This is a genomic window from Nocardia yunnanensis (genome assembly GCF_003626895.1).
GTDB classification, from domain to species: Bacteria; Actinomycetota; Actinomycetes; order Mycobacteriales; family Mycobacteriaceae; genus Nocardia; species Nocardia yunnanensis.
On sequence record NZ_CP032568.1, the window covers coordinates 5,868,247 to 5,895,004 of the forward strand.

A 26,758-nucleotide genomic window follows, 5' to 3' on the forward strand; every position below is an offset into this window, starting at 1 on the left:
CTGTTCGGAACTACTGGGGCAGAACGGGATCGGCGGCAGTGGCGCGGGCATGATCCTGCTCCGCCCGCTCCAGCAGGATGTTCATCGCGCGCCGGGCGCCCTCGGCGTTCCCGTCGCGCACCGCCGCCACGACCGCCGCGTGCAACGGCACCGGATCCTCGAATGCCCCGGCGTGCACATGCAGATCACGTTGCCGCAGACCGGGAATGATCAACTGGTGCAGCCGGGCGAAGAACCGATTGTGCGACGCCGCCAGCAGCGCGGTGTGAAACGCCGCATCCGCCTCCACCAGCGCCGGCACCGCGCCGCGCGCATCCGCCATCGCGGCAAGCGCATCTTCCAGCGCAGCGAGGTCCTCCCCGGTCCGGTGCCCGGCCGCCAGCCCCGCCGCCGCAGGTTCGATCGCGCACCGCAGGGCATGCAATTCCCCGTAAAACCCTTCGGACACACCAGCACCCAGTTGCCACCGCAAAACATCATCATCCAGCAGATTCCACCGCTCCCGAGGCCGCACCACAGTCCCACGCTTCTGCCGTGCCGCAACCAACCCCTTGGCCGTCAGCACCTTGACCGCCTCCCGCACGACAGTCTGACTAACCTGCAACTCACCCATCACCCCACCCAGATCGATCACCTCCGACTCGGCGAACGTCCCCGCGAAAATCCGCGCCGCCAGCCACTCCACAACCTCGCGATGCGTCCCCCGCCCGGCATACATCGACCCGAACGACGCAGAGCCAGTCGCACCAGGAATCGTCATACACCCGATCCTAATCCAGCTTTCCATATTTTATGAATTATTAGCCAAATCCACCCAACCCGACGACCCACATGCCGGATCACGTTGTCCCCCCGTGGATTTAGGCTCAGGCGCGATAGGCCCACCGGATACGACGAATGCGGACCAAGGTGAACACCACACCTACACCCTCGAGCCTCCACCGGCCCGGACCGCAGGCACTCGCCCAGTTACCGCTGCTGTTCGGCGTGATCCAGTGGATGCAGCGGATCTGACCCCCAACAAAGTCGCGCCGAACACCTCGCTGCACAGCCCTGGCAGCTGATGGGAACGTTCGTGTCTTCCTGCTCACCCGCGCCCGCAGGCCAGAGCACCGCGAACGTCCGGCATTGCCCAACGCAGGATGCTTGTCGGTTGCCGTACATTGCGCTTCCGGAACCTGCTGTCCTTGGGCGCAAGCCGACTGTGTTGCAGCTGTTACCTGCGCCGGCTGGGGGGGTGGCGGAGAGCCTATCGTCGCGTCGCAGCGGTAGGGGTAGTCGTGGCAGCCGCCGAGGATCGGCGTGGTGTGCGGCCGGTGGTTGGCTCAGCGGTGGGCGCTGGCCTGTAGGCCGCGGATGACGGCGATGTCGATGCCGAGTTGGGCGGCGAAATCGCCAGTGTCCCAGTAGGACCGGATCTGGTCGATGTGGCCCTGGCCGTCGAAGTGGTAGAACGAGACCATCTCCAGGAGATATGGCCGCCCGCCGGGTTCCAGGGACGCGGCGGCTCCCTCCGGAATCATCAGGGTTCCGGTTTCGGTGAATTCTGTTGCGGCGGTGTCGCCTTCGATGACGATGCGCTGCACGTCCTGCTTGACATCCGGGATGACGGTGTCGAGCACTCGCGCCCAGACCGGCCGCAACCGCTGCTTGCCTCGGATCGCTGTGGGACTTGTCGGGAAACGCACGATCACATCGTCGGCGAGCGTCGCGAGCAAGGCTTCCAGGTCGTGGTCGCTGTAGGCCTGGAAGTGCCGGCGCAGGGTTTGGGTGTGGTTCATCGAGAGTCTTTCCTTCTCGCTCGCGCCGGACTCGGGGTCGAGCCGGACACCGAAAGCGTAAATGGCAGATGTGACATTTGGCAAGACTGCCTTTTTGCGTATGCGTCGTTAGGCGCGTGTGTCATGGGTGGTAGCCTGACCGTCGTGGCAGCGGAGGGTAGCGAGACCGGCCTGCGGGCGCGCAAACGCAGGCGCACACAGGACACGATCACCGACTGCGCGCTGCGGCTGTTCGAGGAAAAGGGCTATGACGCGGTCACCGTCGAGGAGATAGCCGACGCCGCCGACGTCGCGCCACGCACCTTCTACCGCTACTTTCCGGCCAAGGAAGACGTGGTCCTCGGCAATCCCGACGGACGCGCGGCAACCCTCGCCGTCCTGTCGCACCGTCACCCCGGGGAAACGGACTCCGAATTCGTCGCCAGGGCCATGCTCGCCGCTCTCACCGCGGGCGACCCCGAACGCACCGCGCGCTCGTACCGTTTGATCCAGTCGGTGCCGTCCCTGCAGGCGCGGATGTTCCGCTTGATGTGGGGCGGTGACCAGGAGCAGTTCGTCGACGCTCTACTGGATGGAACCGAGCGCACCCGCGACGCCGAACTGCGCGCCCGGGTCACCGCCCACGCCGTCACCGATACTCTGCGGGTCGCGGTGACCTGGTGGCTACAAGGAAACCAGACCGGCACCCTGGCGCAGGCATGCCGGAAAGCCTTGTCCTACCTCGCCGAAACCGTCGCTCGATAGCACCCCAGGGGGCTACTCCGATCCTCGGCGTCCGTGATTGACCAGGATCTTCATCGCGTCGATGGTCACCCACCCGCCCCATTCGAACGCTGTCACCGGTGTCCATGCCGGCCAGCGCACCGGCCAGGAACCGTCCTGCTGTTGTGAGTCGACCAGGACGTCCAGACTCGACTCGAGTTCCTCGTCGGTGAACCAACCACGGGCGAGGCTGTCGGGGTTGGTGACGAAGTCCCACGGCGCGTAGGACTCGTCGGAGTCGGCGCCCATGGCCTGTGCGCGCACGATCTTGCCCAATCGTTCCGCGGCCGTGCGCGCGCGGTCGCGGTCGGTGACGTTGTCCAGGAAGGCGATCGCTCCCATCGTCTCGTAAGTATTGGCGGCCGAGAGGTTTTCGATGGTCCGCCAGCAGAAGTCCGTGGCCGGCTCCAGCCATGGATGGTCGATCTCGTTCTTGTGCAGTAGCCGGGCGATGCTGCCGGTCGAGATGAGCGAACCCTCGTATCGCTGCGGGATCTGCCACCACGGCGCTCGTGGATAACCCTCGGCGTTGGGGTGCACGAACGGCAGCCCGCCGTCCTCGGCGCAGATCGCCGACAGATGATCGCACGCACCACGAACCAGCTCGCCACCCAGCCGCCCCACCTCGTCGAGGAAACCGAACGCCGCCGCGATGGCCGCGGGCTGGCTACCCGGCATACGCCCGTCCGGTTCGAGAGCCTGCCCGAACCCGCCGTCGGCGTTGCGGTAAGGACGCAACGCGGCCACCACCATGGCCGGATCCCCGACCCGGAACAGGGTTGCGAACCGATGCCGCTCGAGCACCCGCGCGTTGGACGCGATGTAGTTCTCGGCACGGTCGACTGCTTGCTCACTCAACGTCTTCACCGCGCCGACATTAAACAGCTCGCCAGCCCAAGTCTTGAACAAATCGGACACCATCCCCGGTTGATTCGAGCATGGCCCGAAGCGACATGCGGGGCCTCTTTTCCTCGGCGCCCGCGGTCGGCAACGGCCCCGTGCCCGTAGGTTCCTGCTGCCGGTAGTCCGCGGTTCGAGCGATGGTGTGGCTGGCCACACCATCGATTCGGGGGCTGTCACCGTCGACCACTGTTGTTGTCTTCCAGTGGAATTGGGCGGTGATCGAATTCGAGAAGCCAGACCGGCCGGTAGTCGCGAACAAACGTGGGGTGGTGGCGTTCGTGCTGATCGCCTTCGGGGTCGCGTGGCTGTGGCTGTGGCTCGCGGTGGCGGTGTTCGGATGCTCGGCCATCAATCCGGTGGTGCAACTGCCGTTCGCCTTCGCGCCGGGTGTGGCAGCGGTGATCGTGCGGCGGTGGATCACTCGCGAAGGCTTCGGAGATGCCGGGCTGCGACCACGCCTGCGCGAGAATCGGCGGTGGTACCTGATGGCATGGCTCGCGCCGTTGGCACTGGCCGCCGCCAGCGTCGCGGTGGCGGTGGTGACCGGTCTGTGGTGGCCGGGTTCCGATGCGACCGGACCGGATTCGAGCCCGTCCGTGCTGGCGCAGATTCCGGTCCTGCTGATCCTGGTCGTGGTACTAACGCCGATCTACTGGGGTGAGGAGTTCGGCTGGACCAGCTATCTGAGACCCCGCGTGTACTCCGATCGCCCGCTGAAGTCGGTTCTGGTCACCGGCCTGGTCTGGGCGGTCTGGCACTACCCGCTGGCGTTCCTTGGCTACATCAGCTTCAGCAATGTGGCACTGGGACTGGCGATCTGGACCTTCTCGATGCTTTGTCAGGAAACCATCCTCGCCTGGCTCTACATACGCAGCCGCAGTATCTGGACCGCGAGCCTGGCCCACGCCGGAAACAACATGATCCTCTCACTCCTGGTCGGCCAGCTACTCGCCACCGAGCTCGGCGACACCGTCCTCACCGCCCTCATCGCCGTACCGCTGAGCATCGTAGCGGCATGGATCCTCCTCACCGGTCGCCTACACCCAGCCAAACCCCGCCCACTCACCCCCGCCCGCGACCAACGACAAAGCGCCTGATTCCACACCCCATCGCTCGGGAGAGTGGCGGAAGATCAAGTGGTCGAGCCAGTTCGAGGCCGGCCGGGCGCACTAGCCGATGACAGCTCAGGCTTCAGTGAAGGAAATAGGTTGATGGATGGAAACCTATTGGTCTACGGTAACCGTTGTGAACGACGAACCGTCTCCGCAGGAGCAGCTCGACATCGCCTCCTCGGCCACCCTGCGAGCCCGCACCGCGACGCCTATGCCCAAGTGGGTTCCACCTATCGCGGCGCTGCTGGGAGCCTCAGGCCTGCTCGTGGTGGGTCTTGCCCGCCCCGAGTCCGACGACGCGGATTTCTGGTCTCTCATGGCCATCGGAGGGGCGATATTCGGCGTATTTCTTGCCCTGATGCTCCGGGTATGGCGCAGGGAACGCAACAGCGGAGTCGCCCCCCGGTACCTGCTCGACCTGCCTCGGCGGCGCTGGCAACGGGTTTCACTGTTTCTGCTGATTGTGCTGGTGCCCGGCCTGGTACAGGGGTTCCTCCATGGATGGGCTCACATCATCTATGCCGTGCTGCTGGGCGGCATCGGGTGGTGGGTATTGGAACGACAGCGGCGGGTTGCATGCCTGAGCTGAGCGATGTGCTGGCCTCGCTGCCACGTTTGAAGCTGGTCGCGTTCCTGGAAGGCTGCAAGCAAGCCGAGTTCGGCACCGCCGCGGAGTTGTGCGATTTGAACAAGTCCACACTGTCGAAAGCGATGACCGTGCTCGAGGACGCCGGCTACGTCGCGGTTCGCAAAGGGTACCTGGGGCGCAGGCCGAAAACCTGGCTCGCGCTGACCGATCACGGTCGACTGGCCTATCGCGAACACCAGGCCGCCCTGGCCGCCCTCACACGTATGGCACAACAGACCGCCGCCTCGACCCAGCCACCACCTTCCGAGGCATGAACCCGCCGACGCCCGCTGCCCCAGGAACGCACTGAAATGCCGCTTACAAGGCTGTTCCGGGCTGGGTCGGGACGCGAAGGTTGACGGTGATGACCGCGGCTCGGTTCTCTATCTCGACACCTTCTGCCGCGAAGTCGAATCCGGTGTGCAGTATCGCTGGAATCTGACCGTCGTCGGCAGGTCCGAAGTCGATCTGCGTGACGTCGACCGGGCAGTGACCGCCACCGATGTAGATGCTTGCGTCGATGAAGTTGCCCTCTGGATTGACGGGAAAGGTGAAGGTACGTCCGCTCAGCTCGGCCAGGTTCTCGGCGGGAAGATGGATGAAGTCGAGACGCAGGGAGGTTTCGATGATCTCCGGACCGGATGTACCCACGCGGAACGTGTCCGGATCGGATGCGTCAGTGGCGGAGAAGGCTGCCAAAGGTATTGTGATGCTCCATGTTTCGGCTCCTGGATCGCTCATGTCGGCAGGCCAGTAGCGGATTGTTCCAGGGCGGGGCACCAAGAACTCATCGGAGAGCACGAACACAAGAACCCAGGCTGCCATAGTGTGGGTTGACCGCCCGAGTTCGCCCGCTATTGGCCGCGTTGAGCACTGACTGAATCGGCCAGCACGGCAGGGCGGAAGATCAGGTGGTCGTGACGATCCGGCGTCCACGAACGCCCTGAACAGCCGAATTCAGTGCGCTCCGAACCGGTATGGCGACACGCGCATGCGATCGACTCAGAGGACGTCGATCTGATCTGACCGGTACCGTTCACCGATTCTATCCCGCAGCACCGACCGTCCCCCCACATGACCTGCTCAACTCGGCTAGAGGTACGCGGTGGCCAGGTGTCCTGCGCGGGCGTTGGCTGCCAGGGGTGTTCGACGACCAGCCCGGAGAGTTGTGGTGGCAATGCGGCAAGGACGACAGCGGTTTCGAGCACTTCGCGTCCAGGGAAGAGCTCGAGCGTCGCTACGATGAGGAGTTCCAGCGACTGCGCGACCTCGAGATCCTTCGGTCCGCATTTCTGAGGATTGATGGCGAGATATCCCACCAATGGCCTCCCGCCGAGTAGCGCTGGACATCCAAAGCCCATCGCGACAAGACACAGGCTCATCCGACAAACGCACTGTCTTGCCGCATACCGCGCTGACTGAACCGGTCGGAGTGAGCCGCAGGCCTGGGCTGCTGGTGGCGGGCTTAGTACTGCAACGGCACTCGTCTGAATCGGTGCTGGTAGACCTGTGCGGTGATGTTGGATCGGCTGGTGGTCGAACTGGATTCGCTGATGGCGCGTGTCGGGGCCCGGTTTTGTAGGTCCGAGCCACGAGCCAGGGCGCGGGAGTATGTGTCGGGCCTGGTTGCGGGGTTGGAACGCAAGAACGGGTGGACGCTGGCCGAGCGAGCGGGTGAGGTGTGCCCGGACGGGATGCAGCGGCTGCTGCGTAAGGCCGACTGGGATGTGGGCGGGGTGCGTGATGATGTGCGCGATTACGTGGTCGAGCACCTCGGCGACCGTGACGGTGTGTTGATCGCCGATGAGACCGGGTTCTTGAAGAAGGGCACGAAATCGGCTGGGGTGCAACGCCAGTACTCGGGAACGGCCGGGCGGACGGAGAACTGCCAGATCGGGGTGTTCCTCGCTTATGCCTCACCGCACGGGCATGCGCTGGTGGATCGGGAGTTGTATCTGCCGCAGTCCTGGACCGAGGACCGGGATCGGTGCCGCGACGCGGGGATTCCCGACGAGGTGGAGTTCGCGACCAAGCCGCGGCTGGTGATCGCCATGCTGGAACGGGCGCTGGCCGCGCGGCTGCCGTTCGCCTGGTTCACTGCCGATGAAGCCTACGGTCAGGCCGGTTATCTGCGGGAATGGCTGGAAGATCATGCGGTGTCGTATGTGATGGCGACCCGCCGTGACGACCGTTTCGCCACGCGCGCCGACCGCACCGGTCGCGCTGATGCGCTGGTCGCGGAACTGCCCGCGGGCGCCTGGCAGCGGCTCTCGGTCGGTGCCGGAGCACACGGACCACGCGAATACGACTGGGCCAGACGGCCGATCGACGGACGCTGGAGCGGTGGGCGCGGGCACTGGCTGCTGGCGCGGCGCTCGATCGGTAAGCCGGAAGAGATCGCCTACTACGTCTGCTACGGGCTGGCCCGGTCGCGTCTGGTCGATCTGGCCTGGACCGCCGGTTCGCGCTGGCACGTCGAGGAATGCTTCCAGCAGGCCAAGAACGAGGCCGGGCTCGACCACTACCAGGTGCGTTCCTGGCGGGCGTGGTATGCCCACATCACGTTGTCGATGCTGGCGCTGGCCTGGCTGGCTGGGTCGAAAACCGTTGCGTTAAAAGGGGAACCGATCCCAGCACTGTGGGCATGATCGCTCTCACGCTACCGGAGATCCGCCGCCTGCTGGTGGCGTTCGTGCTCACCCGGATCCGTCCCGCCGCACACGTGTGGTCCTGGTCGTGCTGGCGGCGACGCCGCCAACACCAGGCCCGCCTATCGCACTACCGCCGCCGCGGACACCCACTCACCTGACCACAGAGTGCCGTTGCAGTATTAGGGGTTCAGATGCGCAGTTCGAGTGCACCGAAGCGGTGTGTGGACCAGATGCGGCGTGAAGGCTGGTGCGGGTAAGTCTGGTCGGTGGTCGTGGTGTCGTAGACGCGTGTGGTGCGGGTGCGTGGATCATAGAGCGCCCAGCCCGGGCTGCCGTTGAGGGCGAACGCGGTCCAGTCGCTGCGCATCCGGTTGCCGAGGTAAAGCAGTTCGCGGGCGGCGTTGGGACGGACGTGGGGGTGTGTGGCTGCCTCGGCGGGGCTGAGGGTGCCGAAGACAAGCAGGAAGTCCAGGCAGTGGGAGGCGCCTTGGCGGGAGTTGAAACTCCACGCCAGTTCGTAGATTCGCACGCGGCCTCCGCCGGCGTGCGCGGCGTCGGCCAGGTGCAGGCTCGGCATCCGGAACAGCCAGTCGCTGGTGAGCATTTCGAACAGTTGGGTGGGATCGGCGTCGGGGTGGGCGGCGCGGTAGCGCTGCTCGCCGTGGGATGGTGCGAGATTCTCGAACGCCACGGCGATCTGTGATGCGGTCGGCTGGTGGCCGGGTCGGCTTGTGTAGAGCCGGAATTCGTCTCGCGTGTGGCCCACGAGCAACTCGACGTCGCGGGCGGCGCCGTCGGCGAGCCCCTGCCATGGCGCGCATGACAGGATCTCGCCGTCGACGACGGGCGAGAACGGCGTGGGCGTCAGCGCCATCGGACCCCAGACATCGACGCGCTCCGGCATTCTCGCTATCACCGCGGCGGTCGCTTCGGTCAAGGCTCGTGGTGTCACTCGGGTCAGGTCTTCGATCGTGGGCTGGACTCCGAGCGGTGTGGTGATGGCCTGCGTTATCGAGGTGGCCAGGCGCGGGGTGAAATAGGTGCCGGGCATGCTTTGGCAGATCGCGCGTCGGAACAGCCCTTTCGCGGCGGGCATGACCAGTAGGGCGGCGATGCAGGCACCGCCGGCGGATTGACCGAAGACGGTGACATTGCCCGGGTCGCCACCGAAAGGGGCGATGTTGTCGCGGACCCACCCCAGGGCGGTGATCTGGTCGAGGATGCCACGGTTGTCCGGGGCACCCTCGATGCGGGCGAAGCCGTCGGCACCGACGCGGTAACTGATGCTGACCACCACCACACCGGTCTCGGCGAGTAGGGCCGCGTCGTAATGCGGGTTGTGGGTGTGGTTTTCGAGGTAGGTGCCGCCCTGGATCCACACCATCACCGGCAACCGGGCGCTGCCGGGATCCGGTGTCCAGACGTTGAGGGTCAAACAATCCGCTGACCCGTCACCAACGTGACCGGTCAGCGACACCATCACCGCGCCGGTATGGCCAGGTTGGGGAACACACGGACCGAAATCCACCGCGTCACGGACACCATCCCAGCCGCTCGCCGGGACCGGCGCGCCGAAGCGCCGAGTCCCGACTGGTGCTTCGGCATACGGGATCCCTCGAAAGACCGCGACCGGACCAGCCCAACACCCCCGCACCGCTCCAGCCGGGGCTCGGACCACGACTCGCCCCTTGCCCGATCCAGGCTCACCCTCACATGCTTTCGGCACTCGCCCATCATCAGCCCCAACTGCGGTTGTGGACCACCGATTTCGCGGCCGCCACCAACTCGCAAACACACTGATCTGCCGCGTTGAGCGCTGGCCGAAACGGCCAGGATGATCCACCAGCATGGCGATGCCGACGCCAATTACGATGGCGTCATACCGGATGATGTTGTCGCCCCGGCGATTTAGGCTCGGGACATGGCAGATCGACCGGATGCGGCGGATGCGGATCGGGGCGAGCGCCGCACCTCCACCCTCGAGTTGTTCTTCGATCTCGTCTTCGTCTTCACCATCACCCAGTTGACCCACGTCTTCACCGACCACCCCGGATGGCAGGCACTGGTCCAGGTGGCTCTGCTGTTCGGCGTGATCTGGTGGATGTACAGCGGATATGTCTGGCTCACCAACGAAGTCGCGCCGAACACCTCCGTGCGCCGAGCCTGGTTGCTGGTCGGAATGTTCGGGTTCTTCCTGCTCGCCATGGCGGTCCCGGCCGGATCGCCCCGCTCAACGCCTTGTCGGCTGGATTGGTTCTGGCGGGCGGCCTGCTGCCCGGCTGGCTCCGATACCTTTGCTGGGCACTGGCTTTCGTGGTACAGCTGATCAGCCCGTTCCTCATCGACAGCCACGAGTTCGTGATCCGGGTCGGCCACTTCTGCGAACGGCACGGACTGATCGTCATCATCGCCATCGGCGAATCCATCATCGCCATCGGCGTCGGGCTGGCGAAAGAACCGATCACCGTCTCCCTCGCCGGCACCCTCGCCTTGGCCCTGGCGCTCGCTTTCGTCCTGTGGTGGGCCTATTTCGGAGCCGACGACGAGCGCGGTGCGAACGCCTTGGCGGCGATCGCCGTGCCGCGACGCGCGACACCCGCGGTCACCGCCTACGGATTCGCGCTGTATCCACTGTTGATCGGCGTCATCCTGACCGCGGCGGGGTTGTCGATGAGCGTTTCTCGCGGCAGCCGGCCGCTCACCACGGTCGCGGCGGCCGCGCTGGGTGGCGGTGTGGCCCTGTACTTTTGCGGGCAGGCGCTGTTTCGTCGCATCCTGCGACTACCGCGCCCCGGCTACCGCCTGATCGCCGCCGCGGCGGTGGCGGCGACGATCCCGCTGGGTATCGGCTGGGGCGCCCACGTTCAGCTCGCCGCGTTGGTCGCGGTCTCGTTCCTGGGGGTGGCGGCCGACCGTCTCCCGGACGCGCTCGAGTAGGCTATCCTGCTGCGGGAGTGGCTGTCTCGCGGTTACGGGGCGGCGGCGCGCAGCTTCTCGAGCAGCGGCTCGGCGGCCTCGGAGAGGAACTGTTGTTGGGTCTCGTCGCCGACTTGCACCAGGGCGATGTCGGTGAATCCGGCCTCCCAGTAGGGGCGTACGGCCTCGACGATGGCGTCGAGGTCGGGGCCGCAGGGAATGGATTCGGCGACGTCCTCGGGGCGGACCGACTTGGTCGCGGCTGCGAAGGCGTCGGTGGTGGGGAGGTTGGAGTTGACGTCCCAGCCGCTGGCGGGCCAGCGGAATTGTTCGTGGGCGCGTTGAACGGCCTTGTCGCGGTGGGTATCCCAGCTCGTGGCCCGCGGGAGATGCTGCTTCCAGCTCGATATCCAACTCTTGATTGAACTCGTCCTCATGAGGGACCGCGAACTGCCACCGCACGACGCGCTCCTCAGCCGGTTCTGGCATCGTCTCGTTCACGGAGGGCGGATCGGCGGCGACACACCACACTTCGGACGAGACCTTCGATGTGCTGTCGTGGCCGCTAACCGCACTGGTCGCAGCGTGCGCCTATTCGGAAGTCACAGAATCGAAAGCCGTCGCGCCCAAGCCTCGCGGATCGTCACGGCCGTCAGGATCACCAGCACAGCAGGAACCGGCTCGAGAAAGGAGTTCCAGTGCCCGCGTGGCATGGCGGCCCAAATCAGTGCCGCCGTCACGAACGGAACTGCCACGGTGACGATTCCGGCGGCCACCCGCCGCACTGCGACCGCCTCGGCCAGTGCTGCGAGGACCAGCAGGCAAAACGCGACGAAGGTCATGCCTGGGGTGATGTCGAATCCGTCCGACGGTAGGTAGTCCGTGTACCTTCGGGGCGCGCCCAGTGCTGACCAGTGGACAATCCAGCCAGCATCGTCCTGGTCCCTATTGCCGAACCAGGCGATGCCCCCTGCCACCATGGTGGCGGCGATGAAGACCCACCAGAACACATACCCGCAGGTACGCGAAACCCGAATGAGCTGTTCGCGAGTCATATACGGCAACCTAGGGCATCCAACTGGCTCGCGGCTCGCTGTAGGGTCCCGCGCATGTCACGCGGTTCGAGTCGGTCACGGAGCGTCGTGAACGCGAGTCATTCATGATTGGGCCATGGCAAATGGAGCTCCGCGCGGTGAGCCGTTTCGGTTACCAGTTGAGGACGTATTCGCGCTGACAGGCCGTGGGATCGCGGTCGTGGGACACGTCGAGTCGGGCGTTGCGCGCGTGGGTGATCGGCTCAGGGTGATCCATGCCGACGGTCGGCCGGGTCCGTCGGGCACGTGCGCGGGGATAGATATGCCGTGCAAGATCGGACAGCCACACGACGAATCGACGTCCATCGGTCTCCTCTTCCGCGAGCTTCGAAAGCTGGACTTTGAGCCCGGTGACGTCATCGTGGGTGAGACCGAACGCTCGTAGCCAGGTTGCGCCGGACGCACGGACCGATCTGGCCAGCGCGGAGCACCGGCGCCGCGAGCGGCAGTGCCGACGACCGGCCGAACGCTTGCAGCCGCCGAATAGCTTGTGCAGGGGGCGGTCAGAATTCCGACTGGGAGTCGAGTCGACCGATGATCGCGCGAAGTTCGCGCGCTGCGGGGTGAGAGCGCTGAGACCACGGTGTCGAGCAGGTCCCGGGCCTCCACGGGACTGCCACAACAGAAGTCGTGCACGTCCCCGAGTTCGTAGTAGTGCCACAGTTCGCGTGCGGATCGGCGAACGTGGTTCTTCCAGAGACGGACCGCATTGGCAGCGTCCCCTGTCCGCAGGTAGTTCCGTGTGCGCTCGAGGCGAGCGATTTCGGCATTTGCTGACGACGACAGTCCTTCGATAACGGTGACACCCTGAGATTGGGGCCTCGACGCAGTGGCGGCCCGGACCTGGCACGGGCGGTTACGCGGCATGGGCCTTTCGACTGGCGATCCTGCCGAACATGATGCCGAGATACGGCTCTCGGGCGAGCGCACTCATCCAGCCGCTGATCGCTCGGTCAGACGGATACCGAGTGGCGGATTCGTGACCAGCTCGCGGCGGTAGATCGCTTCAGACTTCGAGTCCGAGTACCGAGGCGAGGCGTTCGGCATCGGCGCGGACCGTCGCGCCACCGCCCTCGACGAGGTCGGGTACCGCGGAGCGGGCGAACAGGGAGAACCCGAAGGTGTCCGGGGATTCTCGATTCGCCTTCGACAACAGCGTGACCGTGGCGAGCGGTTCATCGCGCATGTGGTGTGCGCGTGCGGTTTCGGCGGTGTGGAAGCTGCGACGGGTGGCCGAGGGCATCTTGCCCAAGTCGACCCTGGCGGCCTGTTGGATCGCGTAGCCGGAGTGAATGAGGTCGGCTTGGATGGTGATCATGTACGCGTCGACCATGGCACGACCGAAGATCAGCCACGGATGCACATAGTCGTCACCCAGCGCTCGCGCGGCCCGGTCGGCCTCGTCCCAACGGCGCAGGGCGTCGCCCTCGCGGCCGATTTTCGCGTACGACAATGCCATGGCCAGGTGCAGCAGTCCCCACAGCGCGAGGTCCGGACCCGCTTTGTCGGGGCTCAGGAGCGCGCACATCTGGTTGGCCAGCACGACGCGCGCTTCGTGCTCCTCGCCCGCGTCGCGGTAGACGTGGTTGACGTACCAGGCCGCGGCGGCCATCGCGTGTGGGTCGTCGGCGTCTTGGGCGGCGGTCATGGCGCGGTCGCCGGACATCAGCACCAACGCCGCCGGGGGTTGGAACGACAGATACAGCTGGGTGAGGTGGTAGACCTGCGCGAGCAGCGCCTGCACCCGGCGGCGGTCCTTGCCGTCGAGCTGTCGCACCGCAACCCGGGTGTCGCACAACAGATTCGGCAGCAATGTCGCCACGGCCGAACGCTGATGCGCCGCACCGTGCCACAGCACCCACGCCTGTTGCACGCGCGCGGCCAGCGCCTCGGGCGATAGGTCGGCGTTCTCGGTGCTGGGTGTGACTGGATAGGAGGCGAGTGCCTCGGTGACTTTGGGCAGGGCGGGGTGGGTCGCCTTGGCGTAGACCGAGCGCGCGAGTGGCTGTTCGCCGGTCAGCTGGGTCAGGTCGTTGAGGTCGAGGATCTCGGCCAAGCGGATGAGCATCGGCAGACGGGGCAGCTTCAGGCGGCCGGTCTCGAGGGACTTGACCCAACTGCCCGAGCGGCCGGCGAGTTCGCCCAGCACCGGGCGCGTCATGCCCGCCTGCTGACGCAGGCGCATCAATCGGGCACCGAATTCGTTGTCTTGCACCATGACGACATCTCCGCACGGTCCGCGACGGCATAGGGGGACAGTTTGTGCCCCTGGTCAATTGTGGCACGTGTCACGGTCGTGGGGCACCGGCCGTCGGATCGGAAATTCCCAGGGCCGGGTGCACTCCGGAACCGTTCCAGGGAGCAGGAGAACACCCGACATGACCATCATCCTCGTCGCCACACTGATCTCGCTACTGCTGCTCGCCGCAGTTGGCCGCGCTGTGGACGGCCCGTCCCAGACGGACCCGAGGCTCACCGTGGCCGACATCCAGGCCCGACTCGCCGCCGAGCCCCCGCGCACCTACGTCCCGATCAGTCGGGGGTGGTGATCATGGGTTTGCTGCCGTCGGCCGTGGGTTTCCTGCGCAGCGATGTCTCGGGGCTCAACCAGCCCCGCGACGAGTTGCGAATTCTCGCCGCTGCCAAGCGAACCGGTTACGACCTGCGGAAAACGATCGTGTTCAACGAACACACGCAGGATCGGGTGCACCGGCTGAAGGTGGCGATCTCCCGCCTGGGTGTCAACGCCGTCATTGTGCCGAGCACTGAGCATTTCGACGACCACACGATCCCCGGCGAACTGCTCGAGGTCGCTGCCGTGATCACAGTGTCCCCCGGAAACACCTGGGGACGAACATCTTCCGGTACAAGCTAGGCACTGCGATGTCCGCCGAAGGCACGGCAGCACTGCCGAACGAGGGCCGGCCCGCCGGTTGGCTGCAATATGACGACGGGTCATGGGCACCGGTCGGCTACGACGGCCGGGTCGGCCCACCGATCACCGCCCACGACCTGTTCGCAGTCGCCCGAGACGATCTGGCCGCACTCGAAAAGACCGGACTGATCACCGAAGTCATCGACATCGAACCGCTCGAGGTCATCGACGTCGAACACTCAAATCCGATGGGAGCAACCAAAATACTCAGCCGACCGGCTCCATCCTCACCTTCCGCATCCCCCAACCCGGAAGCGAGAACGGGGCCGGTACCGCAGTGCGTGCAATGACCCCTGTGGTGGAGCCAAGGGGAATCGAACGTCTTGGGAGGCGATCGTCGTGCTGCGGCGGGGTTGGCGATGCCCGGATGCGCTCGCGTAGACAACCCCGCTGTGGGAGTGGCCGTCTCGCGGTTACGGGGCGGCGGCGCGCAGCTTCTCGAGCAGCGGCTCGGCGGCCTCGGACAGGAATTGTTGCTGGGCCTCGTCGCCGACTTGCACGAGCGCGATGTCGGTGAATCCGGCCTCCCAGTAGGGGCGTACGGCCTCGACGATGGCGTCGAGGTCGGGGCCGCAGGGGATCGATTCGGCGACATCCTCGGGGCGGACGGACTTGGTCGCGGCGGCGAAGGCGTCGGTGGTGGGGAGGTTGGAGTTGACGTCCCAGCCGCCGGCGGACCAGCGGAACTGTTCGTGGGCGCGTTGGATCGCCTTGTCGCGGTGGGTGTCCCAGCTCACCGGCAGCTGGCCGGTCACTCGGGAGGGCTTGCCGTCCGAGCGGGCCGCCTGCCAGGCCCGCACGAGGTCGCCGTCGGGTTCGGTGCTGATCATTTCGTCGGCCAGCGGTGCGAGACGTTCGACCGAGCGGGAACCGGATACCGCGACGGCAAGGGGTACCGGCTCCGAGGGCAGGTCCCAGAGTTTGGCCGCGTCGACGCGATACCAGTGGCCGTGGCGGCTGAGGGTTTCACCCGACAGCAGAGCGCGGATGATGCCGATGGCCTCTTCGAGGCGTTCGTGGCGTTCGGCCAGGCCCGGCCACCCGGCGCCCACCACATGCTCGTTGAGGCTCTCGCCACTGCCGAGGCCGAGCGTGAAGCGGCCCTCGGCGAGGATCTGCAACGTGGCGGCCTGCTGGGCCACGATCACCGGGTGGTAGCGCAGGGTCGGGCAGGTCACGTAGGTCATCATCGGAATCGACTCGGTGGCGTGCGCGACGGCGCCGAGCATCGTCCAGGCGTTCGGCGCGTGGCCCTGCTCGGCGAGCCAGGGCGAGAAATGATCGCTGCTCACCAGGAAATCGAAGCCGGCGCGTTCGGCGGCCACCGCGTACTCGACGAGCTCGCGCGGGCCGCTCTGCTCGGTCATCAGCGTGTATCCGAATCTCGTCACCTCTGGCTCCTTTGCTGTCGTCGACCGGACAACGACGAGCTACCCGCTGGCGCTCTTTTGATGCGCCGCCCGCCGCAGGAGCCGAATCACAGCGCGATCGACGATGTCGCGCTGAACGTCGGGGTCGTCGGAGCGTTGCGCGCGGGCGATGGCCGAGGCGATCGTCTCGCCATTGTCGAAGGCGCGGATCAGGCGGGGATCGACATAGGAGGCGCGCACGACCGCGGGCGTATTGCCCAGCAGCTGCGCCACATCCGTCATCACCCGTTTGAGCACCGCCGTGCGCTGCCGCTGCGATCCGGGCCGCGGCGCGGTCGCGAGCCCGGCCGCGGCGAGCACATTGGCCTCCCACGTCCGCAGATCCTTGACGCTGAACTCCGCACCGACGAGGTCGCGGAACCGCGCGTTGATGGTGTCGGCGTGCACCTCGTGCGTCCCCGCGCGGTCGCGATACACGAAGACGCGCTCGCTGCCGGTGCGGGCGGTCAGCAACGCCCGCAAGGTCTTCGCCAGCGCCTCGTCGCGGATCTCGGCCTGGCATTGGACGCCGCTCTTGGCGGGAAAATCCAGGGCGATCTCGTCACGCCGCACCCGGACATGCTCGCGCAGCAGCGTCGCGACCCCGTGCGAGCCGTTGGAGTCGGCGTACTCTTCCCCGCCCACCCGCACCACGCCCGAATCCAGCAGTGTGATCGCGGCGGCCAGGACTCGATGTTCGCCCAGACCGCGCCCGCGCAGATCGGTGCGCAGGCGTTCGCGCATGGTCGGCAGCCGGGTGGCCAGGTCGAGCACCCGGTCGAACTTCTCCTCGTCGCGTTCGCGCCGCCACTGCTCGTGGTAGAGGTACTGCCGCCGCCCGGCCGCGTCGAGCCCGACCGCCTGAATGTGACCGCAGGTGTCGGGACAGATCCACACCTCCCGCCAAGCGGGCGGAATCACCAGTGCGCGAATGCGTTCCAGGGTCTGCGCGTCACGCACCACCTCCCCGGCGGTGGTGGTGTAGGAGAACCCTCGGCCACGCCGGCGCCGAATGATCCCGGCACCGTCGATGGTGCTGCGCCGCAATCGCATTCAGCCTCCGCTCACCTTGTCCGCGGATGGTCCGCGTGCGCGCAATGCCCCGCTGACCGCCGTGCAATCCCGCCCGGACCCCCGTTTGCCGGCGCGTTTCGCGGGTAGAGCGATCGCACACCCGCGAGGAGGACAGATGGACACATCGACCGGCGACCCGCGCGAGCGTGCGGACCTCGACGACGACGGCACCGAATTCGCCGACGAGCACGGTTCCGTGCGCACCGACGACGACCCGGACGGGGAGGACGAATCCCCGGACGGCCTGGGCGGCATGGACGACGATCCGGGCACCGCGGTCTGAGCTAACCCGTCCCCGGTTTGTCCAGTCGCGGGAACAGCAGTTCCTGAATCAGCAACAGCACGCCGGCGGCGATGGGGATGGCCAGCAGCGCCCCCAGCACACCGAGTATCGAACCGCCGATCAGCACCGACACCACGGTCAGCACCGCCGGCACCTGCACGGTGCGGCCCATCACGCGCGGCACCAGCAGATAATCCTCGAGCCAGCGCAGCAGCACGAAGAACACCACGGTCGCCAGCGACACCGGCAGCGAAACCGTCAGCGCCACAAGGGCGATCGCGATACCGGCCAGCGTCGAGCCGATCAGCGGAATGAGATCGAGGACCGCCACCAGCACGGCCAGCACCAGCGGGAACGGCACGCCGAAGGCGGCCAGCCACACGAAGGTCAGCACCCCGGTGATCACCGAGATCAACAGGTTGCCGAGCACATAGCCGCCGACCTTGGCGAAGATGGCGTCCCCGATCAGGATGGCGCGCGGCCGCCGATCGTGCGGGAACAGCCGATACAGGTTGGTGCGCAACGCCGGAAAGTTCGCCGAGAAGTAGGCGGTGAGCACGCCCACGATGACCGTCGCGGTCACCGCGCCGAAGACGACCTTGCCCGCCCCGAGCAGCCCCTGCGACAGTTTGCCGAAGTCGGCGCCGGTGGCCTGCTGCAGCTTCTGCTCCAGATGGAAGCGGTCGGCCGCCTGCTTGATCAGCGGGTAACGGTCCTCGAGGTGGCGCAGGGTGTCGGGGCCGTGATGCACCAGCGCCTGACCTTGATCGATGAGCGGAACGATCGCCGCCCACAGAAACGCCGCCAGCCCGGCGAGCACCACCACATAGACAAGGGTGACCGCGAATCCGCGCCGGACGCCGTGGCGGGCCAGCCACGACACCGCGGGTTCCATGCCGATCGCCAGCAACAGCGCCGCCACCACCAGCAGCAACGCCTGGTGTGCGGCCAGCACGACCTGCACGGCCCCCACGGTGACCAGCACACCCGCCGCGCCCGTGAGCCCGATCATGAACGGTGAGCGCCGATCGAACTTGCGCCCCGGCCGGCCCAGCGGATGTCGATCGCTGGTCATCTTCGCGGCGTGCTGCTCGGCGGCCGAGATGGTCTCGTGCTCGTCGCCGGGATGCGGTTGCCCGACCCACTCGCTGTGCTGCGCGTCGTCGCCGGTGGTGTCGCCCATGGTGTGCGGGGTCTCGAATTCTCGTCGTGTGCTGTCGGTTTGCCCTGACGGTATGCCCCATTGTGCGACACGGAAACGAGCCACCGCGTTCATCGGCGGCCGACGGCGTTTCCGGCGCGCCGCCCGTCGGCGACGCCGCCCCGAATGGGGGCAAGATCACAACTGAACATGTTGTGGCCCTTGATATTCGGGTATGACTCCGACGGGAAGGGAACCAGTCCGGCCCGAAGGAGGATGCCGTGAACGCTGTGCACACCCCTACTGCTCGCCGCTACCGTCGCCGACCCGTTGCGCCCTGCTACGGCGGCCCACGTTCGGCGTGGGCCGTGCTGATCGTCTGGATCGCCGCCCTGATCGCGGTCGGCGCGTTGCTGATCGCGTTGTAGCCGCGCGCTCAGCGCGCTGCGTCGAGCCGCGCGCTCAGCGCGCCACCACCCGGATGGTGTTCAATTCGGGATCGGCGGGATCGGGCACGTTCATACCGGCCGCGATGCCGGTGCGCAGGTACTCGATCACCGCGCCGTCGATCAGCTCGCCGGGCACGATGACCGGGATCCCGGGCGGATAGGGCGTGACCTGTTCGGCTGCGATCCGGCCCGGCGCCTGCTCGGCGGGCACGGCTTCGCACGGACCGAAGAAGGCGTCGCGCGGTTTCATGATCGTGTCGAGTTCCAGCTCCCGTGGCGCGGGCAGCCGAATGTGATGCGGCGTCGGCTCTTTCAGTTGTTTGCGCCACGCGGCGAGCCCGTCGACCAAGGCGTCGACGGTGTGCTTGTCGTCGGCGAACGACAGCGTCGCCAGGATCCGGCGATGATCGCTGAGGCCGAGATCGATCCGGCGCTGCTCACGCATCCAGTCGGCGATCTCGTAGCCGGTGGCGCCGGTCGCCGAGACGTCCATGAGCACCTGCAGCCGGTCGAGGTCGTGGGAGGCTTCCTTGCCCAGCAGGTCGTGCTCCATCACCGAGATGCCCGGCAGGGCGGCCAGCGCCGCGCGCGCGTGCGCGGCGGTTTCGAGTGCGCCGCCGAGCAATTCGCGGCCGTGCTCGACCATCTGGCGACGCCAGCCGTCGATGGCCGCGTACAGCAGCACATTGGGGCTGGTCGTCATCAGCAGATCCGCGCATTCGGTGAGCCGGGCTCGGTCCACGAGATCGCCCTGGACATGGAACACCGAGCCCTGCTCGAACCCCGCGCCCATCTTGTGCACGCTGACCACGCAGATATCCGCGCCCGCGTTCATCGCCCAGGTGGGCAGATCGGAGTGGAAGGGCAGATGCGCACCCCACGCCTCGTCCACGATCAACGGCTTGCCGCGCTCGTGGCAGACCTCCGCGATACCGGCGAGGTCCGCGCAGGTGCCGTAGGGGCTGGGGCTGACGATGAGCGCCCCGGAGGCGTCGGGATGCCGTTGCCACGCCTCGCGGACCTGTTCGGGTGACGGCGGATGCGAGAAGTGGCGCTCCGCGTCCCAGCGCGGCGTGATCCAGTACGGCTGCACCCCGGAGAAGATCAGGCCCGCCACAATGGATTTGTGGCTGTCGCGGCCCAGGATGAGCCCGCCGTCGCCGCCCGCGACCGCCATCATGGCCGCCTTCACCGACAGCGAACTGCCGCAGGTGGAGAAGAACGCGTAGTCCGCGCCGACCGCCTCGGCCATCAAATCCTCGGCGTCGCTGAGGTATTGGCCGCGCGCGAGCCGGTCGTCCAGCCCGGAGGAGGCGAGAATGTCGGCGCGCAGCGCGCCGCCGAGCACCTCCCGCACCCGCGGATCCGCGCCGCGGCCCTGCCGGTGGCCCGGGGGCGTGAACCCGTAGCGGCCGAGCTTCCCGTATTCGGCCAGAGCCTCGAGCACGGGGGCGACTGACTGGTCCATCGTTCCTCCTGAGCGTGTCGTCCACGAATACGATCACCGCCGCGATAGCGGTGATATTGCCGCCATAACCGGTTCCGAGACGCTTAACCACCCGGGCCGTGACCGGCACCGATGAACGCCGTGTGCGGCACCCCGATTGAGGCGGCGGGCCCGGGGTAGATCAGAGGAGGGCCTGCCCCCGCCGGCCCGAGACGAGGAGGTAGTCGTGCCCGATCCCGCTGCGGTGTTGTTCGATATCGACGGCACGCTCGTGGACTCCAACTATCGGCACACGTACGCATGGCACCGCGCGTTCCGCGAGGTGGGCCTGACCGTGCCGAATTGGCGCATTCATCGGCATGGACGGCGACAAGCTGATCGAGACCCTGGCCGGTGACCTGGACTCCGAGACCGCCGAGCGCGCCTCCGAGCTGCACACGCGCCACTATCTCGACGGCGCGGACGCGCTGACCCTGCTGCCCGGCGCCCGCGAGATTCTCGCGAACCTGCACGACCGCGGCCTGCGGGTCCTGCTCGCCACTTCCGCGCCGCCGGACGAACTTTCGCTGCTGCGCAAACTGCTCGACAGTGAATCGGTGCTGTACGCGGTCACCGGCGGCGAGGATGTCGAATCCGCCAAACCCGATCCGGATATCGTGCGGATCGCGCTGGACCGGGCCGGCGTTCCGGCGCGGCGGGCCGTCTTCGTCGGCGACACCGTTTGGGATGTCCGGGCTTGTGCCGCAGTCGAATTGCCGACCGTGGGGGTGCTCAGCGGCGGTATCTCGCGCGGCGAACTCGAGTCCGAAGGCGCGGCGTTCGTCTGCGACGATGTGGCGCAGCTACTGCGTGACATCGACGACAGCCCGGTCGCGCGGCTGCTCTGAGCGCGCGACCGGGCTGTCGCTGCGGCGGTGTCGCCGGTCGGGTCAGCGGGTGGTGTCGGCCGCGCGGGTGCGGGCCAGACGGCTGAACGACTGGCGCAGCTGGATGATTCGCACACCCCCGGCCACGGCCATGACCAAGGCGCCCAGCACGGCGGCGACCAGGATCGCCACACCGGCGGGCAGTGCGAAATGCCAGCCCAGGAATCCGAGCCGGACGCTGGTGGTGTTCTGCACGACGAAGATGAGCAGCACCACCAGAAAGACCGCGCCGAAACTCAAACCCACCCACACGCTGCCCGCCCGGGTGCGCCGGACGCGGGCCGCGGGTGCGGTCGGCGTGACCGAACCGGGTGGCGGCGAAACCACCGGTGGCGGTTCGGGAGGCGGCGGTTCGGACGGTGTGGGCCCGGACCGCGGGTAGGACTCGTTCTCGCCCACGGGATTCATGGCAACCTCCTTCACCGCGGAGTGCGTTCGCCCCCAGCGGAGGGAAAGTGCCGGCGCCCCATCCGGGGCGCCGGCATGGGAACAGGAATCAGACCCTGCGCCGGCCCGTGGCCAGGCCGACGAGGAACAGCAGAATGACGGCGCCACCCAGGCAGGTCAGGAAGCTGAAGATCAAGCCGCCGCCGTTGACGTCGACGCCCAGCAGCTTCAACAGGAAGCCACCGATCAGCCCGCCCACGACACCGACCACGATGTTCAGGAAAATGCCCTGTTGACCATCAGTTCCCATGAATTTGCTGGCAATCCAGCCCGCCAGCCCGCCGATCACGATCCATCCGATGATGCCCAATCCGAGCACGGTTTTCTCCTCACGGTCAGGGGACGCCGGCGGCCCGGCGTGCCCGCCACTGCCATACCCGGTCCATCCGGGGTTATGCAGACAGGTGGAGGTCGCTCCCGATTCGCTGCCGGGGCGGCCCCGTGCTGATGGATCGGGCGGGTGCCGGTCGGGCAATCAGGCGGTGCCGGTCAAGCATTGGGCTGCCGCGTCCTGGGCGTCGGCGCAGTCCTCGGGCGGCACGCCGTCCAACAGCCGCGCGGTCCACTCGGTGGTCAGGTGCTGGAGGGCGGCGACGTTCCCGGTTTGCGGTATGCCGCAGAGCAATTCGCCCATGCCATCGGTGCTGATGCCCTCGGCGTCGGTGTGCTCGCCCGCGGGCAGGCGCACGCCGAGGAAGCCGCGCGGCACCAGGTTCTGCAGCGCGGTGGTGCCGCTGCCGAAACTGTTGCACAGCGACGGCGGCCCGGAGACCGCCAGCAAGGGCAGCCCGGTGGGGGCGAGGTCGGTGAGCGACGATTCGGTATTGGTGCCGAGGAACGACTTCACCGGGTCCAGCAGGATCAGCCCGCGCAGGCTCGGCCACGCGGCCGGGGCGGCGACGTGCAGGCGGTGGGCGACGTATTCGACCGCCTCCGCGCCCGCGGAGTGGCCGATGAACACGAATCCCCGGGGCAGCGCGGGTGCGGTGCGCCCGGCGCGCGCGGCGGCATTGGTCAGCGCGGTGGCCAGCGGCCCGGCCGGATCGTTCGCGGTGGCGAACAGCTGGGCGACCTGGTCGAGAAATGGGGTGTTGTCGCCGAGATTCTGCAGGGTGCAACCGAAGAGGTTCATGAACGGCAGACTCGGCGCGAAGACGAGATAGCCGCTGCCGGCCAGGGTTTCGGCCAGGGCGGCGACATTCTCGCCGGTGCGGGCGAAACCGTGTTGCAGCCACACCAGACCCTTGGGTTCGCCGTTCGGCAGGTACCAGTCGGCCTGCTGATGCAGGATCGTGGTGGCGCAGGGCAGGTCGACGGTGCCGGGCAGGTGGGTGGATTCCGCTGTGGCCGGGGCGATTCCGGTCACGGAAGCGAGGCAGGCGGCGGCGAGTACGGCGAGAGCCGAACCTCGGAGGATCATCGCGACTCCAGGTGCTGTCGGAGGGTTCGGGCCGACGATATGCGCTGGACAGCGTCGCATCGTTGCCATTATGTTTCGTTCATCGAAACAGCGTTTCGATTCCAGCATGATACGGCGAGACCCGTTGCCGGTGTGAGGAGTTGGCCCATGAGATCCGCGCTCTATGTCCCCGGTCATCGGCCCGAGCTGTACGCCAAGGCACTGGCCGGTCCCGCCGATGTCGTCCTGATCGATCTGGAGGACGCGGTGCCGCTGGGGGACAAGGACTCCGCGCGCGCGACGGCCGCCGCCTGGGTCCGATCGCTGACCACGCAGCGCCGCCGGGTGTGGGTGCGCGTGAATTCCGGTGCGCTCGGCGACGCGGATCTGCACGCCGTCGCGCCCCTGGGGGTGGCGGCGGTGTGCCTGGCGAAAACCGAATCCCCCGAACGGGTCCGGGCCGCGGCGGCCGTCCTGGAGGCGCGGGAGCCGCGGCCCGGCGTGACCGCGCTGTGCCCGCTGCTCGAGAGCGCCGCGGCCGTCCTCGACGCCCGCGCGATCGCGGCCGCCCCGCGCGTGGCGCGCTTGCAGCTGGGAGAGGCGGACCTGTGCGCCGACACCGGCATCGAACCCGGCGGCGACCGGGCCGAACTGCTCGCGGTGCGCACCCAGATCGTGCTGGCCAGTGCGGCCGCGGGCATCGCGTCGCCGCTGGCCCCGGTCAGCACCGACTTCCGTGACACCGCGGCGCTCCGGCGCACCACTCGAGCCTTGGCGCGACTGGGTTTTCGCGGGCGGGCCTGTATCCACCCCGATCAGGTGCCGATCGTGAACGAGGTGTTCACGCCCTCGCCGCGCGAGCTGGAGCGGGCGCGCGAGCTGGTGGCGCGCTTCGACTCCGCGCCCGGCGGCATCGTGCTGGACGCGGACGGCCGGATGGTGGATCTGGCCGTCGTGCGCCGCGCCCGCCGGGTGCTGGCCGACGCCGAGACGCCGGCCGGTTCGTCAATGCTCGCGCAGTAGCGTCAATGCTCGCGCAGTAGCGTCCCGGCGCCCGCGACCCGATCGTCGATGCCGTGCTCGCGCAACGCATGCCAGAGGGTGGCCGCGTTGATGGCGATCACCGGCTTGCCCAGCTCGAATTCGAGCTCCTCGGCCAGGCCGACGAACGACAGATTGGTGCCCACCTGCACGATGGCCTCCACCCCCGGTCCGTCCAGATCCGCGACGACCTCCCGCAATCGCGGCGATTCGACCCGGGCGATGTCCATGGCGGTGGGGCAGCGCAGCCCGGTGATGGCGGCGACGTCGAAACCGGCCTCGGTGAAGAAGCGCCCCACCTCCTTGTCCGCGATCGGCTGATACGGCGAGAACACGGCGATGCGATGACAACCCAACTCGCGCAAGGCCGCCCGGCACGAACTCGCGCCGGTGGTCACCGGAAGTCCGGTGCGGGCGCGCAGCCGCTGCTCGAAGGCGGCATTGCCCTCGACGCCGCCCCAGAAGGTTTCGGCGGACATGCCCATGACCATGCGGTCGGGCTCGGCGGTGAGCGCGTCGCGGACGGCGGTGTCGATGGAGGCGCGAATCTGGCCGAGCAGGGCCTGGAAATCGTCGTCGTCGCCCATGACGGGGGAGGGGATGTACATCGAGCCCGCCCGATAGGCGATCCCGGGTATCGCGGCGCGCCAATAGTCGTGTTCGACAACGGTGTTCGTGCTGGGCACGATCACACCGAAGACGGCGCGGGTTCCCACGGCATTGGTCATGTGGCTGTTCCTTGCTCGTGCCGGAGTGGCGGATCTCAGAGGTGATGAATCGTGCTGCGCGCCAGACCCTCCGCGGCGGCGCGGTGCGCGCGCTCGCGATCGGCGGGGCGGTCCAGGAGCAGCGTGTCGACCAGCAGCGGCGCGACGACACCCAGGGCGATGTCCTCGATCTCGGACTCGTCGGTCACTCCCGCCGCGCGCAGGGCCGAGCGGAACGGGGCGAGTAGATCCCCGACATAGCGCCGGCGCAGTTCCGCGCAGTCCGCGTCGGTGGCCGAGGCGCTCACCAGGGCGCGCAGGAATGCGGCAACGGGCTTGTCGCGCAGTCGATCACACAGTCCGTCGACCTCGGCGTGCAGGTCGGCGATCGGATCGCCGGTGGGCGCGGGGGAGGGGTGCGGCGCGACGGCGATGAGCGCGGCCAGAAAGTCCTTGGGTGCGGGCCAGTGCCGATAGATGGTCGTGCGCGCGACGCCGGTGATCGTGTGCAGCCGTTGCGGAGTCAGCGCGGCCGCGCCCTCGGTGAGCACGAGTTCCAGTGCGGCGGTGAGCACGATCTCGGCGGTCTCGGTGGCCGGTCCGGCCGGGCGTCCGGGTCTGTTCACGGGGATAAACGATACATCTTGTTTTGTTTATTGGTAAGCACTACATTCTGTATCGGAAACACTTTTCCTGAAACAGCGCGTCCCGCAGGAGGATTCATGCGCCCGCATGTCGAACTCATCGACGAAAAAGACCTCATCTGGCATGTGGCCGAATTCGGTCACGCCACCGGCAGCGCCGAACAGCGCAACCTCAGCTACGACGAGGAGGACGGCTCGGCCTCGCTGAAGGTCCGCTTCACCAGCGACTGGTCACGGCCCGCGGGCGTGCACGCCGCCGAGACCGAATGGTTCGTCCTGTCGGGCCGAGTCACCATCGGCGACACCGAACTCGGACCGGAGGGGTTCTGGATGGCCCCGACCGGGGTGTGGACACCGCCGATCCGGGTCGCGGCGGGCACCGAGATCCTGCTGTTCCGCGAGGGCGCCGGCTGGGATTTCGAACCCGCCGACGCGGATCGCGAATTCGTGCGCCCCGACCAGAAACTCGTGGTCCTGGACTCGGCCGCCATGCCCTGGATCGACGTCAAGGACGGCAGCCCGATGCGCTTCGATCTCGGCGGCACACCCGTGCCCGGGCTGTACATCAAACTGCTGCACCGCGACGAGAAGACCGGCTTCTACACCCGCCTGATCAAGGCCAAGCCGGGCTGGCGCGAGGCACCGCTGGCGCATCACCCGTGCAGTGAGGAGGCGTACTGCCTCGACGGCGCGTTCGAGTACAACTTCGGAAACATGTGGCCGGGCACCTACTTCTGGCGGCCCCCGTTCATCCGCCACGGCGATTTCACCGCCGACGCCGAGCGCGGCTGCACCTGGATCGTGCGCTCGGACGCGGATCTGGTCGACTGGTACACCGACAACGCCAAGGTCGTGATGAGCGGCGACGCCACCAACTGGGGGCCGGAGTTCCCCAATACCGTGCCGCCGCGGTTGATCGAGCCGGTGCGCTCGAAATCCATTGGCGTCTGGGCGGATCCGACGCACCAGTAGCGGCCGTCACGCAGTGAACCGGCCCCCTCCGATCGCA

The 26,758-nt window shown here is 67.4% G+C and carries 30 protein-coding genes and 3 pseudogenes; 16 read left to right on the forward strand and 17 right to left on the reverse strand.

Going from position 1 to position 26,758, the window contains the following annotated elements:
• Nucleotides 1-10: 10 nt before the first annotated feature.
• Nucleotides 11-760, reverse strand: coding sequence for a FadR/GntR family transcriptional regulator (locus D7D52_RS27750; protein ID WP_120741010.1), 750 nt, complete (start codon nucleotides 758-760; stop codon nucleotides 11-13).
• A gap of 565 nt (nucleotides 761-1,325) precedes the next feature.
• The gene (locus tag D7D52_RS27755) at nucleotides 1,326-1,781 is read right to left on the reverse strand and encodes a nuclear transport factor 2 family protein (RefSeq protein ID WP_120741012.1); all 456 of its coding nucleotides are present in this window, start codon (nucleotides 1,779-1,781) and stop codon (nucleotides 1,326-1,328) included.
• 144 nt (nucleotides 1,782-1,925) lie between these two features.
• Here D7D52_RS27755 and D7D52_RS27760 point away from each other — a divergent pair, with 144 nt between their 5' ends.
• Nucleotides 1,926-2,525: a TetR family transcriptional regulator gene (locus D7D52_RS27760; protein ID WP_222932687.1), complete on the forward strand. Its 600-nt coding sequence runs from the start codon at nucleotides 1,926-1,928 to the stop codon at nucleotides 2,523-2,525.
• 12 nt (nucleotides 2,526-2,537) lie between these two features.
• Here the strand turns inward: D7D52_RS27760 and D7D52_RS27765 are convergent, their stop codons facing one another.
• Nucleotides 2,538-3,410, reverse strand: a complete 873-nt coding sequence (locus D7D52_RS27765) for a hypothetical protein (RefSeq protein ID WP_162958587.1) — start codon at nucleotides 3,408-3,410, stop codon at nucleotides 2,538-2,540.
• A gap of 251 nt (nucleotides 3,411-3,661) precedes the next feature.
• Between D7D52_RS27765 and D7D52_RS27770 the strand changes: the two genes are divergently transcribed.
• The 3 genes from D7D52_RS27770 to D7D52_RS27775 all read left to right on the forward strand — a co-directional run bounded on the left by D7D52_RS27770 (nucleotide 3,662) and on the right by D7D52_RS27775 (nucleotide 5,461).
• A complete protein-coding gene (locus tag D7D52_RS27770; RefSeq protein WP_222932688.1) occupies nucleotides 3,662-4,543 on the forward strand; it encodes a CPBP family intramembrane glutamic endopeptidase in 882 nt (293 codons plus the stop codon).
• A 148-nt stretch (nucleotides 4,544-4,691) separates the two neighbouring features.
• Nucleotides 4,692-5,147, forward strand: coding sequence for a hypothetical protein (locus D7D52_RS38055; protein ID WP_162958588.1), 456 nt, complete (start codon nucleotides 4,692-4,694; stop codon nucleotides 5,145-5,147).
• Nucleotides 5,135-5,461, forward strand: a complete 327-nt coding sequence (locus D7D52_RS27775; protein WP_120741018.1) for a transcriptional regulator — start codon at nucleotides 5,135-5,137, stop codon at nucleotides 5,459-5,461. The genes D7D52_RS38055 and D7D52_RS27775 overlap by 13 nt, the downstream gene beginning before the upstream one ends.
• A 43-nt stretch (nucleotides 5,462-5,504) precedes the next feature.
• Here the strand turns inward: D7D52_RS27775 and D7D52_RS27780 are convergent, their stop codons facing one another.
• Complete coding sequence (locus D7D52_RS27780) at nucleotides 5,505-5,993, reverse strand: hypothetical protein (RefSeq protein WP_162958589.1); 489 nt, start codon at nucleotides 5,991-5,993, stop codon at nucleotides 5,505-5,507.
• Between the two features lie 335 nt (nucleotides 5,994-6,328).
• On the opposite strand from D7D52_RS27780, the gene D7D52_RS27785 reads away from it, so the two are divergent.
• From D7D52_RS27785 to D7D52_RS38060, 3 genes are all read left to right on the forward strand, one after another.
• Complete coding sequence (locus D7D52_RS27785; protein WP_120741022.1) at nucleotides 6,329-6,526, forward strand: hypothetical protein; 198 nt, start codon at nucleotides 6,329-6,331, stop codon at nucleotides 6,524-6,526.
• Between the two features lie 174 nt (nucleotides 6,527-6,700).
• Nucleotides 6,701-7,834, forward strand: a complete 1,134-nt coding sequence (locus tag D7D52_RS27790; protein ID WP_120741024.1) for an IS701 family transposase — start codon at nucleotides 6,701-6,703, stop codon at nucleotides 7,832-7,834.
• Complete coding sequence (locus D7D52_RS38060; RefSeq protein ID WP_162958590.1) at nucleotides 7,831-7,995, forward strand: hypothetical protein; 165 nt, start codon at nucleotides 7,831-7,833, stop codon at nucleotides 7,993-7,995. The genes D7D52_RS27790 and D7D52_RS38060 overlap by 4 nt, the downstream gene beginning before the upstream one ends.
• A 29-nt stretch (nucleotides 7,996-8,024) precedes the next feature.
• On the opposite strand, the gene D7D52_RS27795 is transcribed toward D7D52_RS38060, so the two are convergent.
• Nucleotides 8,025-9,686 (reverse strand): carboxylesterase/lipase family protein, encoded by a 1,662-nt coding sequence (locus tag D7D52_RS27795; RefSeq protein WP_120741026.1) that lies wholly within the window; start codon nucleotides 9,684-9,686, stop codon nucleotides 8,025-8,027.
• A gap of 72 nt (nucleotides 9,687-9,758) precedes the next feature.
• On the opposite strand from D7D52_RS27795, the pseudogene D7D52_RS27800 reads away from it, so the two are divergent.
• Nucleotides 9,759-10,774 (forward strand): annotated as a pseudogene (locus D7D52_RS27800) (low temperature requirement protein A).
• A 32-nt stretch (nucleotides 10,775-10,806) separates the two neighbouring features.
• On the opposite strand, the pseudogene D7D52_RS27805 reads toward D7D52_RS27800, so the two are convergent.
• The 3 genes and pseudogenes from D7D52_RS27805 to D7D52_RS27815 all read right to left on the reverse strand — a co-directional run.
• A pseudogene (locus D7D52_RS27805) lies at nucleotides 10,807-11,127 on the reverse strand (LLM class F420-dependent oxidoreductase); the annotation flags it as partial.
• A gap of 228 nt (nucleotides 11,128-11,355) precedes the next feature.
• Nucleotides 11,356-11,808 (reverse strand): hypothetical protein, encoded by a 453-nt coding sequence (locus tag D7D52_RS27810; protein WP_162958591.1) that lies wholly within the window; start codon nucleotides 11,806-11,808, stop codon nucleotides 11,356-11,358.
• Nucleotides 11,809-12,853: 1,045 nt separating this feature from the next.
• Nucleotides 12,854-14,065, reverse strand: a complete 1,212-nt coding sequence (locus tag D7D52_RS27815) for a helix-turn-helix domain-containing protein (protein WP_120741030.1) — start codon at nucleotides 14,063-14,065, stop codon at nucleotides 12,854-12,856.
• Nucleotides 14,066-14,225: 160 nt separating this feature from the next.
• On the opposite strand from D7D52_RS27815, the gene D7D52_RS38065 reads away from it, so the two are divergent.
• The 3 genes from D7D52_RS38065 to D7D52_RS38070 are packed head-to-tail and all read left to right on the forward strand — an operon-like array spanning nucleotide 14,226 to nucleotide 15,072.
• Nucleotides 14,226-14,396: a hypothetical protein gene (locus D7D52_RS38065; protein ID WP_162958592.1), complete on the forward strand. Its 171-nt coding sequence runs from the start codon at nucleotides 14,226-14,228 to the stop codon at nucleotides 14,394-14,396.
• A 2-nt stretch (nucleotides 14,397-14,398) separates the two neighbouring features.
• On the forward strand, nucleotides 14,399-14,722 hold the full coding sequence (locus D7D52_RS27820) for a hypothetical protein (protein ID WP_162958593.1): 324 nt from the start codon (nucleotides 14,399-14,401) through the stop codon (nucleotides 14,720-14,722).
• Nucleotides 14,723-14,730: 8 nt separating this feature from the next.
• Complete coding sequence (locus tag D7D52_RS38070; RefSeq protein ID WP_162958594.1) at nucleotides 14,731-15,072, forward strand: hypothetical protein; 342 nt, start codon at nucleotides 14,731-14,733, stop codon at nucleotides 15,070-15,072.
• Between the two features lie 123 nt (nucleotides 15,073-15,195).
• Here the strand turns inward: D7D52_RS38070 and D7D52_RS27825 are convergent, their stop codons facing one another.
• Together D7D52_RS27825 and D7D52_RS27830 are read right to left on the reverse strand one after the other, a co-directional pair.
• Nucleotides 15,196-16,173 (reverse strand): TIGR03557 family F420-dependent LLM class oxidoreductase, encoded by a 978-nt coding sequence (locus D7D52_RS27825; RefSeq protein ID WP_120741034.1) that lies wholly within the window; start codon nucleotides 16,171-16,173, stop codon nucleotides 15,196-15,198.
• 39 nt (nucleotides 16,174-16,212) lie between these two features.
• Nucleotides 16,213-17,244 carry a DNA topoisomerase IB gene (locus tag D7D52_RS27830; RefSeq protein WP_120741036.1) on the reverse strand — a complete coding sequence of 344 codons (1,032 nt, stop codon included), beginning with the start codon at nucleotides 17,242-17,244 and terminating at the stop codon, nucleotides 16,213-16,215.
• 136 nt (nucleotides 17,245-17,380) lie between these two features.
• Between D7D52_RS27830 and D7D52_RS38075 the strand changes: the two genes are divergently transcribed.
• Entirely contained in the window at nucleotides 17,381-17,548 is a 168-nt protein-coding gene (locus tag D7D52_RS38075) for a hypothetical protein (RefSeq protein ID WP_162958595.1), read from the forward strand.
• A 1-nt stretch (nucleotide 17,549) separates the two neighbouring features.
• Here the strand turns inward: D7D52_RS38075 and D7D52_RS27835 are convergent, their stop codons facing one another.
• On the reverse strand, nucleotides 17,550-18,731 hold the full coding sequence (locus D7D52_RS27835) for an AI-2E family transporter (protein WP_120741038.1): 1,182 nt from the start codon (nucleotides 18,729-18,731) through the stop codon (nucleotides 17,550-17,552).
• 239 nt (nucleotides 18,732-18,970) lie between these two features.
• Between D7D52_RS27835 and D7D52_RS38080 the strand changes: the two genes are divergently transcribed.
• Complete coding sequence (locus tag D7D52_RS38080; protein WP_162958596.1) at nucleotides 18,971-19,117, forward strand: hypothetical protein; 147 nt, start codon at nucleotides 18,971-18,973, stop codon at nucleotides 19,115-19,117.
• Nucleotides 19,118-19,151: 34 nt separating this feature from the next.
• Here D7D52_RS38080 and D7D52_RS27840 read toward each other — a convergent pair whose 3' ends face one another.
• A complete protein-coding gene (locus D7D52_RS27840; RefSeq protein ID WP_120741040.1) occupies nucleotides 19,152-20,606 on the reverse strand; it encodes an aminotransferase class I/II-fold pyridoxal phosphate-dependent enzyme in 1,455 nt (484 codons plus the stop codon).
• Nucleotides 20,607-20,811: 205 nt separating this feature from the next.
• On the opposite strand from D7D52_RS27840, the pseudogene D7D52_RS27845 reads away from it, so the two are divergent.
• Nucleotides 20,812-21,472 (forward strand): annotated as a pseudogene (locus tag D7D52_RS27845) (HAD family hydrolase).
• Nucleotides 21,473-21,514: 42 nt separating this feature from the next.
• Here D7D52_RS27845 and D7D52_RS27850 read toward each other — a convergent pair.
• The 3 genes from D7D52_RS27850 to D7D52_RS27860 form a co-directional block, all read right to left on the reverse strand.
• A complete protein-coding gene (locus D7D52_RS27850; RefSeq protein ID WP_120741042.1) occupies nucleotides 21,515-21,919 on the reverse strand; it encodes a LapA family protein in 405 nt (134 codons plus the stop codon).
• Between the two features lie 88 nt (nucleotides 21,920-22,007).
• Nucleotides 22,008-22,277 (reverse strand): GlsB/YeaQ/YmgE family stress response membrane protein, encoded by a 270-nt coding sequence (locus D7D52_RS27855; RefSeq protein WP_120741044.1) that lies wholly within the window; start codon nucleotides 22,275-22,277, stop codon nucleotides 22,008-22,010.
• A gap of 156 nt (nucleotides 22,278-22,433) precedes the next feature.
• Nucleotides 22,434-23,378, reverse strand: coding sequence for an alpha/beta fold hydrolase (locus D7D52_RS27860; RefSeq protein WP_120741046.1), 945 nt, complete (start codon nucleotides 23,376-23,378; stop codon nucleotides 22,434-22,436).
• A gap of 147 nt (nucleotides 23,379-23,525) precedes the next feature.
• Here D7D52_RS27860 and D7D52_RS27865 point away from each other — a divergent pair, with 147 nt between their 5' ends.
• Nucleotides 23,526-24,380 (forward strand): HpcH/HpaI aldolase/citrate lyase family protein, encoded by an 855-nt coding sequence (locus D7D52_RS27865; protein ID WP_120741048.1) that lies wholly within the window; start codon nucleotides 23,526-23,528, stop codon nucleotides 24,378-24,380.
• Between the two features lie 2 nt (nucleotides 24,381-24,382).
• Here D7D52_RS27865 and D7D52_RS27870 read toward each other — a convergent pair whose 3' ends face one another.
• Nucleotides 24,383-25,126 carry a maleate cis-trans isomerase family protein gene (locus tag D7D52_RS27870; protein WP_120741050.1) on the reverse strand — a complete coding sequence of 248 codons (744 nt, stop codon included), beginning with the start codon at nucleotides 25,124-25,126 and terminating at the stop codon, nucleotides 24,383-24,385.
• A gap of 35 nt (nucleotides 25,127-25,161) precedes the next feature.
• Entirely contained in the window at nucleotides 25,162-25,731 is a 570-nt protein-coding gene (locus D7D52_RS27875) for a TetR/AcrR family transcriptional regulator (protein ID WP_120741052.1), read from the reverse strand.
• A 96-nt stretch (nucleotides 25,732-25,827) separates the two neighbouring features.
• Between D7D52_RS27875 and D7D52_RS27880 the strand changes: the two genes are divergently transcribed.
• Complete coding sequence (locus D7D52_RS27880; RefSeq protein ID WP_120741054.1) at nucleotides 25,828-26,721, forward strand: DUF4437 domain-containing protein; 894 nt, start codon at nucleotides 25,828-25,830, stop codon at nucleotides 26,719-26,721.
• The last annotated feature ends 37 nt before the right edge of the window (nucleotides 26,722-26,758 follow it).